This is a genomic window from Neorhizobium sp. DAR64862/K0K3 (genome assembly GCF_050500185.1).
GTDB lineage: Bacteria > Pseudomonadota > Alphaproteobacteria > Rhizobiales > Rhizobiaceae > Neorhizobium > Neorhizobium soli.
The window spans coordinates 569,445-582,726 of the sequence record NZ_CP191450.1 but is presented as its reverse complement, the minus strand read 5'-3'; the positions used below and the strand labels follow the sequence as shown (position 1 = coordinate 582,726).

The 13,282-nt window shown below is 58.8% G+C and carries 10 protein-coding genes; 6 read left to right on the top strand and 4 right to left on the bottom strand.

Translation table 11 applies throughout. From position 1 onward, the window contains the following. Positions 1-114 precede the first annotated feature (114 nt). Positions 115-1,089 (top strand): GGDEF domain-containing protein, encoded by a 975-nt coding sequence (locus ACQY1L_RS19515; RefSeq protein WP_174197735.1) that lies wholly within the window; start codon positions 115-117, stop codon positions 1,087-1,089. 64 nt (positions 1,090-1,153) lie between these two features. Here ACQY1L_RS19515 and ACQY1L_RS19510 read toward each other — a convergent pair whose 3' ends face one another. From ACQY1L_RS19510 to ACQY1L_RS19495, 4 genes are all read right to left on the bottom strand, one after another. Further along, positions 1,154-2,470 (bottom strand): c-type cytochrome, encoded by a 1,317-nt coding sequence (locus tag ACQY1L_RS19510; RefSeq protein WP_430245692.1) that lies wholly within the window; start codon positions 2,468-2,470, stop codon positions 1,154-1,156. Positions 2,471-2,481: 11 nt separating this feature from the next. After that, positions 2,482-4,251, bottom strand: coding sequence for a GMC family oxidoreductase (locus tag ACQY1L_RS19505; protein WP_062459814.1), 1,770 nt, complete (start codon positions 4,249-4,251; stop codon positions 2,482-2,484). Positions 4,252-4,253: 2 nt separating this feature from the next. Further along, positions 4,254-4,955: a gluconate 2-dehydrogenase subunit 3 family protein gene (locus tag ACQY1L_RS19500; protein ID WP_062577964.1), complete on the bottom strand. Its 702-nt coding sequence runs from the start codon at positions 4,953-4,955 to the stop codon at positions 4,254-4,256. Between the two features lie 361 nt (positions 4,956-5,316). Then, positions 5,317-5,565, bottom strand: a complete 249-nt coding sequence (locus ACQY1L_RS19495; RefSeq protein ID WP_430245690.1) for a hypothetical protein — start codon at positions 5,563-5,565, stop codon at positions 5,317-5,319. Positions 5,566-5,831: 266 nt separating this feature from the next. On the opposite strand from ACQY1L_RS19495, the gene ACQY1L_RS19490 reads away from it, so the two are divergent. The 5 genes from ACQY1L_RS19490 to ACQY1L_RS19470 all read left to right on the top strand — a co-directional run bounded on the left by ACQY1L_RS19490 (position 5,832) and on the right by ACQY1L_RS19470 (position 13,272). Then, the gene (locus tag ACQY1L_RS19490; protein WP_430245688.1) at positions 5,832-7,934 is read left to right on the top strand and encodes a methyl-accepting chemotaxis protein; all 2,103 of its coding nucleotides are present in this window, start codon (positions 5,832-5,834) and stop codon (positions 7,932-7,934) included. 3 nt (positions 7,935-7,937) lie between these two features. Further along, positions 7,938-9,395, top strand: a complete 1,458-nt coding sequence (locus ACQY1L_RS19485; RefSeq protein WP_430245685.1) for a chemotaxis protein CheW — start codon at positions 7,938-7,940, stop codon at positions 9,393-9,395. Positions 9,396-9,497: 102 nt separating this feature from the next. Continuing rightward, positions 9,498-10,232 carry a helix-turn-helix transcriptional regulator gene (locus ACQY1L_RS19480; RefSeq protein ID WP_062459805.1) on the top strand — a complete coding sequence of 245 codons (735 nt, stop codon included), beginning with the start codon at positions 9,498-9,500 and terminating at the stop codon, positions 10,230-10,232. Positions 10,233-10,573: 341 nt separating this feature from the next. Then, a complete protein-coding gene (locus ACQY1L_RS19475) occupies positions 10,574-11,083 on the top strand; it encodes a molybdopterin-dependent oxidoreductase (protein ID WP_342366109.1) in 510 nt (169 codons plus the stop codon). After that, positions 11,080-13,272 carry an ATP-binding protein gene (locus ACQY1L_RS19470; RefSeq protein WP_430245682.1) on the top strand — a complete coding sequence of 731 codons (2,193 nt, stop codon included), beginning with the start codon at positions 11,080-11,082 and terminating at the stop codon, positions 13,270-13,272. Before ACQY1L_RS19475 ends, ACQY1L_RS19470 begins: the two co-directional genes overlap by 4 nt. The last annotated feature ends 10 nt before the right edge of the window (positions 13,273-13,282 follow it).

Sequence of the window (13,282 nt, the reverse complement as noted above, 5' to 3'; positions counted from 1 at the left end):
AGGGAATGATGACAGACAGAACCTGCGACATGCAATATCGGGTGGATCTGCGGTTCTTGCCGTCACCGGTCGTCCTGCTGTGGCAATCCCCTAAAGCGAATAAGGGTTAGGCCGATGCTTTCGGATGAACGGGCGGCAGCCTCACTCTTTTCCAATGTGACACAAGGCGGAGATGGGCTGGACGGAATGTTGCAGACGCTGTTTCACATCTCTCCGCTTGCCTATGCCATTTCGATGGCCGGGCCAAACTCCGTTTATGTGCGGGTCAACCAGGCTTACATGGACCTCGTCGGGATGAACGAAACGGCACTGGTTGGTCGCAAACTGACAGATGTCGGCCTGATCGTCGATGGCTCAGACCGTGTTGCCAGGATCAAACTCCTTGACGAGGTTGGGTATTACTCCGCGCAGTCGGGCAAGATCCGGCATCGTGACGGGCGGGAGATTTCCGTGATGATCTCCGCACGCCGGATCACGATCGGAAACGACCTCTACGATCTCGAGGCGCTGACCGATGTCACCGAACAGACGAGCGCGCAAATCAGACAGGAAGAGGCGTTGCGAGCCGCGGCCGTCACCGATAGCCTGACCGGGCTGCCGAACCGTCTTGGGTTCGAGCAACGGATCGCTCACTTTATCGAAGATCGCGCCAACCATGAGGAGTTCGGGCTCGCAATCTTCGATCTCAACGGCTTCAAGATCGTCAATGACATGCACGGTCACCCGGTCGGGGACGAGTTGCTTGCGGTTATCGGGAAAAGGCTGTTGTCGTCCCTGAGAGCGGGCGAATTCGTCTCGCGGCTGGGCGGTGACGAGTTTGCCCTCCTGTTCCAGTCAGACATGGGAGACAGTGAAATGCAGGAGCAGAGGCTCGCCGTGATGATGGACACTGTGCTGGCCGCCGTCACGATCGGAAGCAAAACGCTGCGCGTCGGTGCGGCGCTCGGTTTTGGCTTTGCAAGCGAGGTCAAGTGGTCAAGAACGGCTCTTGTCGCTCTCGTAGATCGGCGCATGTATCACGCCAAACTGACGCGGCGAAGTATTGCGATCCTCGGGCCGCCGGAGGCCTTGGCAACGGCCAACGGCTGATGCCACCCATGGCAACGTGTAAAGACCCTGCCGGTTACGAACCGGCAGGGTCTGATGTCGTGGTCTAGCGGCGGACAGCCTTGACGTCTTCCGCAGAGACCGGCGGAGCGTCGTTATGCCAGGCCTGGCGCAGGAAGGTGGCAAGTGCTGCCGCTTCTTCGTCGTTGAGGCGGTCGTTATAGCCCTGCATGCGCACGCGCATGGGACGGTCCTTGGTCGAAGGCAGTTCCGCTCCGTGCAGCATGACATCCAACAGGCCCTTTGAAGACTTCGCGGTAACCAGCGAATTTCCGTCAAGCTCCGGGAAGATTTCCGCGGCACCCTTGCCGTTGACAAAGTGGCAGCCACCGCAATTGTCGAGATAGAGGCGGGGACCGAGCGGCATATCCGCTTTGGCTTCCGTCAGCATTTTCTCGGTGTCGGTAACCTCGGCCTTTTCAGGCGCCGCCGAAGGCGTTGCCGGTGCCGTGGAACCGCCAGTGCTGCCGATCTTCTTGAGGTAGGTTGCGATCGCCAGATTGTCCTCGGGCGTCATGTATTGCAGCGAATCGCGCACAACCAGCATCATCTCGCCGGTTGCCGTGGAATGCGCGTTGCGGGCAGTCGTAAGATAGGCCGCGAGCTCTTCGGTGGACCATTTCTGCGGTGCGCTTTGCGGGCCGCGCAGGTCAGGTGCCGTATAGCCGTCGATCTCGCCGCCGGTCAGGAAGGCAGCGCTGCTCTCGTCGGTACCGTCCTGTGCCATCAGCAGGTTGCGCGGGCTGTGGCAGGCGGCGCAGTGTCCGGCGCCCTGCACGAGATAGGCACCGCGGTTGAACTGCTCGTCCTGCGAAACAGGTTCAAAGCCCGGCTTGCCCAGCGCCAGCCAGTTCCAGGCGCGAATGCCCCAGCGCTGGTTGAACGGGAAGGACAGTGCCGTTTCCTCGACCTTGTTGGAAACTGCAGGCACCTCGGTCATGAAATACTGGTAGAGGGCCTGGATGTCCTGTTCCGTCAGCTTGCGATAGTTTTCGTAAGGCATGGCCGGGTAGAGATGCGCACCGTCGTTGCGAACGCCGTCGTAGAGCGCCGCGCGGAAATCATCGAGCGTGTAATTGCCGATGCCGGTTTCCTTGTCCGGGGTGATGTTGGTGGCCCAGATCGTGCCCATCGGGCTGTGGATCGGCCGGCCGCCGGCGAAGGGCTCGCCGCCTTCCGCGGTGTGACAGGCCATGCAGTCACCGGCCCGCATGGCGTATTCGCCACTGCCTGCCGGTGCTTTGTAATCAGCCGGGAGCTGGGCAACCGCGGAAGTGCGCTGGACCGGCACGAAGATGAAGGCGAGAAGGCCGACGACGCCGAGAACGGCGAGGATGAGAATGACGCGAAGAAAGGTTTTCATCGTTGCGCTCCTCACACCAGTGGCCGCGGATTGGACAGGTACTGCGTCCGGATCGCATGCGCCGCCCAATAGGCCAGGCCGCCGACCATGCCGGTCGGGTTGTACTGGGTGTTCTGCGGGAAGGCGCCGGCGCCCATCACGAAGATGTTGTGCTTGTCCCAGGCCTGCAGATACCGGTTGATTGCCGATGTCTTCGGATTGTCACCCATCACAGTGCCGCCGACATTGTGCGTCGTCTGGTAAGGACGCACGTCGTACATGGCGCCGTCCTTCTTGAAGCCTTCCTGCATTGAGGTCGGGTTCATCGACTTGGCGATCGGCTCCATCTTCGACTTCATGAACTGGGTCATGCGGATGTCGTTCGGCTGCCAGTTGAACGTCATGCGCATCAGCGGACGACCGTGGCGATCCTTGTAGGTCGGGTCGAGGTCGAGATAATTGCCGCGATAGGACATGTGTGAACCGTGCGAGCCGATCGACATCGAGTGGCCGTACCACTCGCCGATGCCCTTCTTCCAGCCGGCACCCCAGGTCGGCGTGCCCGCGGGCAGCGCCATGGAGCGGATCGGCTGACCGTTGGACTGGCCGGCACGCCAGTAGGCGCCGCCGATAAAGCCTTCACGACCGAAGTCGATATTGTCCATGCCGAAATCATCGATCGACATGCCGTTGGCACCGGTGCCGATGAACGGATTGAACACCTCGTCCTTGAAGAACATCGTGTAGCCGCCGTTCATCTGGTAGGCATAGCTGCGACCGGTGACGCCTTCGTTCGTTGCGGGATCAAACGGCTGACCGATGCCCGAGAGCAGCATCAGATGGACGTTGTGCAACTGGTAGGCGGCCAGGATTACCAGATCCGCGGGCTGGAACACCTCTTCGCCGGCCTTTTCGTCAAAATAGGTCACGCCGGTCGCGGTTTTGCCGTCGGGCGCCATTTCGATTTTCAACACTTCCGCATGGGTGCGGTATTCGAAGTTCGGCTTGCGCTTCAACGCGTCGAGAATCGCCGTCTGCGGCGAGGATTTCGAATAGTTGTAGCAGCCGTAGCGCTCGCAGAAACCGCAGTGGTTGCAAGGGCCCATCTGCATTCCGTATTCGTTGACATAGGCCTGCGAGGCAATGCCGCCCGGGCTTGGGAACGGGTGACAGCCGGCAGCTTTCGCGGCTTCGGCAAATTTGGCTCCGTCCCAGGTCACCGGCATAGGCGGCATCGGGTATTCGCGCGAGCGCGGTGCCTCGAACGGATTGCCGCCCTCGATTTTCTTGCCATTGAGATTGCCGGCCTTGCCGGAAATCCCCGCGACATGCTCGAACCGATCGAAAAACGGCTCCAGCTCTTCGTAGCTGACGGGGTAATCCTGCAGGTTCATGTCTTCCGGAATGATGCCGGCGCCCCAGCGCTCTTCCACATGCGAGCGCAGACGGTATTCCGAGAGCTGCGGACGCCAGTTCAGACCGTTCCAGTGGGTGCCTGCACCGCCCACACCGATACCCGGCAGGAACGAGCCGAGGCTGCGATAGGGCAGGGCGGCTTCATCGACGTTGCGACGGATCGTCAGGGTCGAATTGCGCGGCTTTTGCATCATGCCGAGACGAACGCCGTATTTCAGCTCGTCGATCATGTTCGGGTACTGGAAATCCGGAACGGTGTTCTGGTCATGGCCGCGTTCAAGCGCAACGATCTCCAGACCCTCGTTGGCGAGTTCCATGCCGAGGATCGAGCCGGTCCAGCCGAGACCGACGATGACGACGTCCTTCTTCTTTGCAGTGCGTGCCATCGTTATGCCCTCTCACCGGAAATCGAAACGGGACCGAGCGGGTAGGCGACGTTGTGCTTCAACACCCACTCCTTGTAGCTGCCGCGGGCACCTGGGAAACCGATATATTTCCAGGCCTGCATGCCGTGATTGCCGCCATACATCGGGTCTGCGAAGTAGCCCTCCTTGGTGTTCTGCAAGAGGATCGTGAAGAAGTCGCGCAGTTCGGGCTTGATCTTCATCTCGTCTTTCTGGAGGGAGGTCAGGGCCTTGTCCTGAGTTGCGGCGTCAAGCTCGGCAAATATCTTGCCGTGCGTCTGCTGACACCATGCGTCGAACACCGGGATACCCTGCTGATAGATTTGCAGCGGCGTCAAAGGCGATTGCCAGCCGCGGAACGGATGGGCTGCGGCATCGTGCGGACCTTCCATGTACCAGTCTGCCGCCTCACCGAATCCACCGGCCAGTTCCTTGTCGATAAAGACGGGGACGCGGGCCTCGATGGCACCGGGACCTTCGCCTTCGGAGGGAATGAGCCGCGCCGTGGCAGCCATAACGAAGGCCCACTCAGTGGGCTTGAGACAGACCGGCTGGTATTCTTCGATCGGTGGCGGGGCCGGCGGGGTCTCCGCCTTCGCCTGCATCACCACGCCGACGACGGCCGCACTTGCCGCCGAAGCTTTCAAAAAGCTACGGCGGGACGGTAACCCCGGGACATCTCTCATTGTATCGCTCCTTGGTGTCCCGACAGGGGGCCGGAACCGAATAGGCTGGAAACGTGAGGCACCCGTCGCTGCGACATATGGCCTCATTCGTTGCTGACCTTTAAACCCGCAAGGTTTGAGTATGCAATGCTTATGAGGTACGATTTATGAGAAAAATTTTGCGCTAATTAGCGATGCTGCCATGCGTGCGCACAAATGCCTACCTCTGCGGGAAGTTCGAGGCTTGCTCGACTTCATCGAGTGTTATTATCAATTGTCAATTTGCCGGCGGATCGCTGTCGGCGTTCGCAATTCAGGTTCGCCGGATCCGCAGTGCCAGTTCCGATCAAAAAGGCGGGAGTGGCTGGGCCGGTTGCCGACGTCAATGAATTGTCGGTGATTTGCCTGAATACGCGTCCTGGAGGATCACGATCAGCCGCGAGGCAATAGCCCGTATTTCAGCTTGCTCCGATATCGAGAGATCGGCCTCGCTGCGAGCAAGAGTTTCCAGCGCTGCCGTCGTGTCGTTGACCATCCGGGCGACACCCATCCGGTTGAGCGGGCTGAGGCGCCAGTTCAGATGCCGGATGATACCGGCGAGATCGCCAAGCCGCTGAGCGCTGAAACGCATGTTCCTATCCCGTACTCACTACAATTCAGGACAAGGATGAGCGCTAACCCGTCAAAATTTGGTTACAGCGATTTGGTTACCGCGACGGAGCCAGTACGACCGGAAACGGACGCATAACGACGCAGGCTCTAATTTAGCATTAATCCTTCATTAATTAGTTGCCTCTAAAATTCGGGTATCAGACCGTCGCGGTCGTGCCGTTTCTTCAGATGGATGGGGTTCGTGATGAAATTCGAAGTTTGCCTGGTTACCGAAAGTGCTCTCCCATGACTGTAAAGTCTTCTGTCAGCACCCTTTCGGACCTCAACGAGATCGCCGTTCTGCGCAACAAGGCACGCGCAATCGACCGTGCGCAAGCGGTCATCGAATTCGATCTAATCGGCACGGTAAAGAACGTTAACGAGAACTTCCTTTCCCTCATGGGCTATTCGCTGGCCGAGGTGCGTGGCCGGCATCACTCCATGTTCTGCGAGCCGGAGATCGTGGAAGCTCCCGAATATGCCGCGTTTTGGAGTGATCTGGCGGAAGGCAAGCTCCACGACGGTGAATTCAAGCGCATCGGACGCGGCGGACGCGAGGTCTGGATACGGGCGAGCTACAATCCGATCCTCGACGACAACGGCTTGACCGTTGGCGTGGTCAAGTACGCGATGGATGTCACAGCGACCAAGTCGGTAGAGGCGGAACTCCTGGGAAAAGTAGCGGCGATCGACCGCGCAATGGCCGTGATCGAATTCGACCTCGAAGGCCACGTCCTCGCAGTGAACGAAAATTTCCTCACCCTGATGGGATATGCTCGGGAAGAAGTCATCGGTCAGCATCACCGGATGCTGTGCGGAGCCGACCAAACCCGAACACCCGCCTACAAGGCATTCTGGCAGAGGTTGGGGCGCGGCGACTATGAGAGCGGAGAGTACCGTCGTCTCGCCAAGGGCGGAAAGGATGTCTGGATCCAGGCGACCTACAATCCCATCTTCGATCTCAACGGCAACCCCTGCAAGGTGGTCAAGTATGCCTATGACGTGACTGCCAGCAAGATCCGGAACGCCGAGTTCGAAGGCAAGGTCAACGCGATCGGCCGGGCCCAGGCCGTCATCGAGTTCGACTTGCACGGCAATATCCTTGACGCGAACGAGAATTTTCTTGCCGCCGTCGGCTACTCACTGGAGGAAGTCCGGGGCAAGCACCACCGGATGTTCTGCGACCCTGCCTTCACGCAGACAGCGGAATACGCTTCCTTCTGGGACCGGCTGGGACGTGGCCAGTTCGAAGGAGGGGAATACCGACGCCTCACCAGAAGCGGTAACGACATATGGCTTCAGGCGACTTACAATCCGATCCTCGACCTCGCAGGCCGCCCGATCAAGATCGTAAAGTTCGCCTCTGACATCACGCAGGCGAAACTGCGCAACATCGAGTTCGAGGGAAGGGTCGACGCGATCTCGCGGGGGCAGGCAGTCGTCGAATTCGATCTCGACGGACATGTCGTTTCCGCCAACGAGAACTTCCTACGGGTCATGGGATACTCGCTTCGCGAAATCACGGGGCAACACCACAGCATGTTCTGCAGCCAGGATTACATCGTCTCGGAAGACTACCGGGATTTCTGGCTGCGTCTCAACAAGGGAGAATTCTTTTCGGGGCGTTTTGCCCGCGTCGGAAAGTATGGCCGGGAAGTGCACATTCAGGGGATCTACAGCCCGATCGTCAATCTGCGGGGCGAGACGGTGCGCGTGGTGAAGTATGCCAGCGACATCACCGATCAGGTCAAGCTCGAGCATGACATCCGTTCGAAATCTCAGCAAATGACCAGCATTGTCGGAGAACTGTCCGGATCGATCGCGGAAATCACCGCTAACACCCGCACGGCCACCACGCTTGCATCCGAGACGCAGGGCAATGCGGAACAGGGTTCAGAAGCGCTGGGCAGCGCGATCGCGGCAATCGATCTCATCCAGAAGTCCTCCACGGAAATCTCCGATATCGTCAAGGTGATTGGCGAGATCGCCAGTCAGACCAACCTTCTCGCCTTCAACGCGGCAATCGAAGCCGCACGGGCTGGGGAACATGGGGTCGGGTTCTCGGTCGTCGCGGGCGAGGTCAGGAAGCTCGCCGAGAGAAGTTCGGAAGCTGCGCACGAGATATCCAAGCTCATCCAGGAATCGACCATTCGCGTCAACCAGGGAACGGACCGGTCCCAGCATGCGAGACTTGCTTTCGAACGCATCGTCGGCAGCGTGAACAAGACCGGCGAGTCCATCCGGGAGATTGCGCAATCGACGGATGCTCAGCAGCGTGTCTCAAGGACTGTTGTCGAGCTCATCAATGACCTGACGTCATCGACGGCGCAACAGCGCAAAGTGGGTTAACCCATGAACCAGATGGTCAGATCTCTTGCGATGCCGGAAGTGCTGAGAGGCAGTCGCCCTGCAACGCAGCAGTTCGGCCTCCTGCGCATTGGCGAGGCGATGCTTGCCATCAATGTCGAGAATATCCGAGAAGTCGTTCCGGCGCCCGGTGGGCTATCGAATGCAGGCATCGCGGCAACCGGCTTGTGCGGGTTGTTCGAATTGAGAGGCAGCACCATCCCGGTTATGGATATCCGACCGATGCTCGGCCTGCCGTCGACGGAGGCCTTCGGCGCCGTAATTTTGGTCCTGCGGGTAAGACAGAGGCTGATATGCATTTTTGCTGACGAAGTGCGGGGCATCGCGACAGAAGACGTCGCGGCACTCGATGAGCTGGGCGTGTCGCGACCCGCCGTACAGGGACCTTTGGTCACGCATTCATTCTTCCACAGCGGAAAGGTAGTCTCGGTCCTGGCAGCGGAGCGCATCTTGGCGTTGCCGGGAATTCCGTCGGTGCAAGAGCCAGTCGTGAAGGCGGTCGCAAAGACGAGCTCGAATGCGAAGCCACTTTTGCTGTTCACGTGCGGCGCGTTTTCTTTCGGCGTTGCGGCCGGGGTGGTCGAGGCCACCGCGCCGACCGCGCAGTTGAAGGATTCGCCGATGAAGACGGAGACCTGTCTCGGTGTCATCGATCATCATGGCACCCAGGTGCCGGTTCTTGATACGCTTCGGGTGCTTGGCATGGGCGTCCTGTCGGAACGCAAGCAGTCGTCCGTCCTCGTCCTGCGTTACCCCGACGACCGGCTGCTGGGCTTTGCGCTCGATACCGTCGTCGATATACGGCCGATACCGTTGGACGACATTATGGCGATGCCTGATCATGCCGTAGAGACCGGGTCTGTTCTCAGCGGTGTCTATTCCGTCGACGGACGGACATTGTTTCTCGTCCTCGACGAGCGGACAATGATGAGTGACGATGTCCTGCTGATGTTTTCGCGACTTTCATCCACCAAGCGCAAGACAGCGGCGGCCGGTCGAGCGCCGGGGCAGCGCGGAGACGCGTTGCTGCCATACTTGGTCTTCAGAGCAGGGGGAGACATGGCAACGCCGGTTGCCGATGTCCGGGAGATCGTCGAGATGCCGGAAGACTACGTTTCGTTGAACAATGTCGGACGCGGCACGATGGGCCTGTTTGTCCACCGTGGCACAGCTATCCCTCTCATCTCCCTTGCCAGACGGCTCCGGTTGCCTGCAGTTCCTCCCGGCCAAGAAGGTCGCGTTCTGCTCGTGTCGGACGGCCTCAAGACGACTGGCCTGGTGGTCGACAGTCTGGCACGGATCGAAATGGCCTCGAAATGTGCGACAGGACCGGACGCTACGGACTCCAGCGGGTTCGAGCACCGGATCCTGGGAGACTTCATGGTTCGGTCAGCGGACGGGCGGCTCCTCCCATATATCGACCTCAGAAAAGCCCTCGCTTGAAAGAGCCCGACTGTTGGTTGCAAAATCCAAGGTTGAGTCTTTACCTTTTGTTAACGCTGAGACGCCAAAACTCGTGTTGTCGATCTTCCAACGGATTCTGATATGCCCGTCAGCGCGCTTTCCATTCTTGATCCAAACGCTCTCGACGACTATTGCGACCTGCGTTCGGTGCCGAAGCATCGTCATTTCGGAAAAAACGACATCGTTGACCGCCTGCGGTTGGCGGTTCCATTTGACTACATCTCCATCAGCGGTCTCGACGTCGACCACTACAGGTTCGGTCAGGGTTTTTCGATCGACACCGACATGCCTCCTGCATTCCTCGACGCCTATGACGCGGATCGCCTCTATCTGACCGACCCGTTCGTGCTAGCCGCGAAGGCCTCGAACGTGATCGTGGTCGAGAGCGAGGTCTACGCGGAAACTCCGCCGCCGCAGAGGCTCGTTTACCTCCAACGAACCTTCGGCCTGCACAACCGAACGCTTATCCCGATCCTCAGGAACGATGTCATTTACGGAGCGATCTGTTTTTCCCGCTCGACACCGTTTGACGAAAAAGAGTTGATCTTCCTTTCGCTGGTAGCGGAATCCATTCACACGGCTGTCACCAAGCCGCTGATGGATCGCTTCGCTGCCCACCAGCTTCGGCTTTCCAAGGGTGAAATTGCCTGCCTGACCCAGGCCAGTCTCGGGCTGACGAGCGAGGCGATTGCGGTCGCGACTGGATACCAGAACGATACGGTCAACAGTTACATAAAGTCGGCCGTGAAGAAGATCGGCGCGACCAACCGAACGCAGGCCATTGCCGAAGCTATACGCCGCCGGCTCATCGCCTGATCGCATCGCCCTAGCTAAAAAGCGATCTGCCACAGGGGGCGGTCATCTTTTCGACCGTAAGCGCCTGAGGCAACAGCAAAGAAGTAAGAATTGAGCGCTACGTCTCGTAACGTCTCTTTCTACTCCAATTCTCATTTCAAGATTCACCTAATATAAATGCCTCCGCCCTAGAATTAAGGCGTCCACAGCGTTGAACACGCAATCGGCATGACGCCGATCTGGGAGGAGCGCGCGGTGTATTCCACCACGCATGCCCCGATGGGACGCTGGCCAATAGGCACCCCCCGTTTTGACAGCTTGTCGCGCGCGCCGCGAGTCTACTTCGTATCTTGGAGTTTCAAGTGATAAACCGCATCATGATCGCAGCCGTCATTGTCGCCGGCGCGCTGCTTCCTCTTCAGGCGACGGCGCTTGACTTGCCGAAAGGCAAGGTGGTGCTTACGGTGACTGGCACCAAGCTCGATCATCCCAACGTCGGTGGCAAAGCCCAGTTCGACATGCCTATGCTCGAAGCCCTTGCGGGCCGCACGGGTGAAATGGAGACCCCCTGGACCGAAGGCGTGGTCAAGTTCTCCGGCCCGCTTCTGCGGTCTGTACTCGAGGCAGCGGGGGCCCATGGCAACAAGCTCAAGGTCATTGCGCTCAACGATTATGCCGCTGACCTGCCGATGGAAGATGCAACCTCGCTCGACACAATGCTCGCCACCCGCATGGACGGCAAGCTGATGTCTGTCCGCGACAAGGGCCCGCTCTTCCTCGTGTATCCTTTCGATAAGGACCAAGGTCTGTTCAACGAGAAATACTTCTCCCGGTCGGTCTGGCAGATCAAGGATATCGAGGTCACTGAATGATCACTGCCGCCCAGCAGAGTGGCGATATCATCCGGAAAGCCAGCAAGGCGACCGTCGTGCTGCAGTGCTTTGCCGTGTTGCTGTTGCTGGGCCTCGTTTTTCTGTTTGCCGATATCTCAAGGAAATACTCCGCCCTGCAGGACGGCATTCGCGAGAATGCTTTGTGGTCCGTCTACCAGCTCGACCGGGAAGCCCGCCGGTTGCACGAGACCCTGCACATCATGCTCGTTGAAAACGACCTGACTCCGGAGCGCATCAAGGCTCTCGGGACGCGCTACGACATTCTGTACTCGCGAATGAATATTCTCGACAAAACCTCGTTCGAGACAAAGTTCAAGCTGGATGCGGCTGTTGCCGAGCAGGTCACTGCCATTCGCGACGCGGTGTTCGGTCGCAGCGCAGTTTTCGACAGACTGGCCGCAGGCGACCCCGTGGATCCGGTGCAGCTAGAGACAGCAGATTCAGAGTTTGAGAGGCTCGTAGAGAATACGGAAAAACTGCTTCTCTATACGAACAGCACCGTCAGCATCGAACGGGCTGAGGCACGGGACGCAGTCCTTGACCTTCAGATGAAATCGGCGGGTCTCGTCGCACTTCTTGTCTGCTGCGTGGTATTCCTCATTCTTACGCTGCGACGTCAGCTCAAGTCAGTTCAGCTTGCCGGTCTCAGCCTGGAGGCGATTTCGAACCAGCTGAAGGAGTCATATCTCGCGGCGGAAGCCGGGAACCGCGCCAAGTCCCAGTTCATGGCGACGATGGGACACGAGATCCGTACACCTTTGAACGCCATTCTCGGAACTGCGGAACTACTGGAGTTGTCTCCCCTACCGCCGTCAGTTGCACCTGGCCTGCAGACCATCAGGCGTTCTGGTCAGGCTCTTCTCGAAATCATCAACGAAATCCTCGACTTCGCAAAGATCGAACACGGAAAACTGGACGTCGAGACCCGCGCGGTTGACGTTCGGGCCGTCGTCACAGCCACGGTCGAAATGGTACGAGACAGAGCAACTGAACATGGAAATCGCATTGCGCTGGAACTGCCGACCTCGTTCACCACGCCGGTCATATCATCGGACCCCACCCGTCTGCGTCAGGTTCTTCTCAACCTGTTGAGCAACGCCATCAAATTCACGAGCGAGGGCACCGTCACGTTGCGCGTGCTGGAGATTGGCGATCCGAAAGACGCACAGCTGAGGTTTGAGATTGAAGATACAGGCATCGGGATCGACGGTGAAGGTCTTGGCAAGCTATTCCAGCCGTTCTCGCAGGTCGATGCGTCTATCAGCCGGAAATACGGTGGTACGGGACTGGGACTGACCATCTGCAAGCAAATCGTAGAGGCGCTGTCGGGAACAATAGGTGTCAACAGCCGCAAAGGCGAGGGCAGCATCTTTTGGTTCGAAATCCCTGCCAACCCGGCCGAGAAGCGTCTTGTCGACGCCTTGGCGGCAAAGGCTGCGCCCCAACAGTTTCAGACATGGAATATCCTTCTTGTCGAGGACAACGTGATCAATCAGCAGGTCGCGGCCGGGTTTCTCGCCCATCTCGGCCAATTGGTCACGATCGCGAACGACGGGCTGGAAGCCGTCAAACTGGCGGAGACAACCCGCTTCGATCTCGTCCTCATGGACATGCAGATGCCGAGGCTGGACGGCATAGAGGCTACCAAGCAAATTCGCGCTTCCAACGGCCTTAGCCGGAATGCTCCCATCATCGCCATGACCGCGAATGCTTCTGACGACGACAGGCGGCTTTGCGAGGAGGCGGGGATGACGGGGTTCCAGTCGAAGCCGGTCTCAATGCATCAGCTTCGGGGTATCATCGGGTCTCTGGAGGCGGCTCCGGAAACTGCTGTGGAGGCTGTCCAAAGTCCGAGCATCGATAACGCGTTCGAAACCCGGCGGTTGGAGATCGTGGAGGCACTGGGCGAAGAGACGTTCGACGAACTCCTGTCGAGCTTTTTCGAAGACGCAAGCCTACTCCTCACAGATCTTCACTCCGCCTTGGCCGTCAATGACCACCGTCATACCGATCATCTGCTGCACACTCTGAAGGGCGCAGCAAGCAGCGTCGGTTTTCAAGACGTGGCTGACCGGTCTCAGGACCTCCGTCATGCATCAATCACCGAAACCGTACTTGCAGACCTTGAAGACACAGTCACCCGCTACAGGCAGCTCCTTGTCGCATAAGGGACGTTCA

Coding starts and splice junctions, on each gene's coding strand:
- ACQY1L_RS19515 (WP_174197735.1), top strand. CDS start 115: ATGCTTTCGGATGAACGGGCGGCAGCCTCACTCTTTTCCAATGTGACA.
- ACQY1L_RS19510 (WP_430245692.1), bottom strand. CDS start 2,470: ATGAAAACCTTTCTTCGCGTCATTCTCATCCTCGCCGTTCTCGGCGTC.
- ACQY1L_RS19505 (WP_062459814.1), bottom strand. CDS start 4,251: ATGGCACGCACTGCAAAGAAGAAGGACGTCGTCATCGTCGGTCTCGGC.
- ACQY1L_RS19500 (WP_062577964.1), bottom strand. CDS start 4,955: ATGAGAGATGTCCCGGGGTTACCGTCCCGCCGTAGCTTTTTGAAAGCT.
- ACQY1L_RS19495 (WP_430245690.1), bottom strand. CDS start 5,565: ATGCGTTTCAGCGCTCAGCGGCTTGGCGATCTCGCCGGTATCATCCGG.
- ACQY1L_RS19490 (WP_430245688.1), top strand. CDS start 5,832: ATGACTGTAAAGTCTTCTGTCAGCACCCTTTCGGACCTCAACGAGATC.
- ACQY1L_RS19485 (WP_430245685.1), top strand. CDS start 7,938: ATGAACCAGATGGTCAGATCTCTTGCGATGCCGGAAGTGCTGAGAGGC.
- ACQY1L_RS19480 (WP_062459805.1), top strand. CDS start 9,498: ATGCCCGTCAGCGCGCTTTCCATTCTTGATCCAAACGCTCTCGACGAC.
- ACQY1L_RS19470 (WP_430245682.1), top strand. CDS start 11,080: ATGATCACTGCCGCCCAGCAGAGTGGCGATATCATCCGGAAAGCCAGC.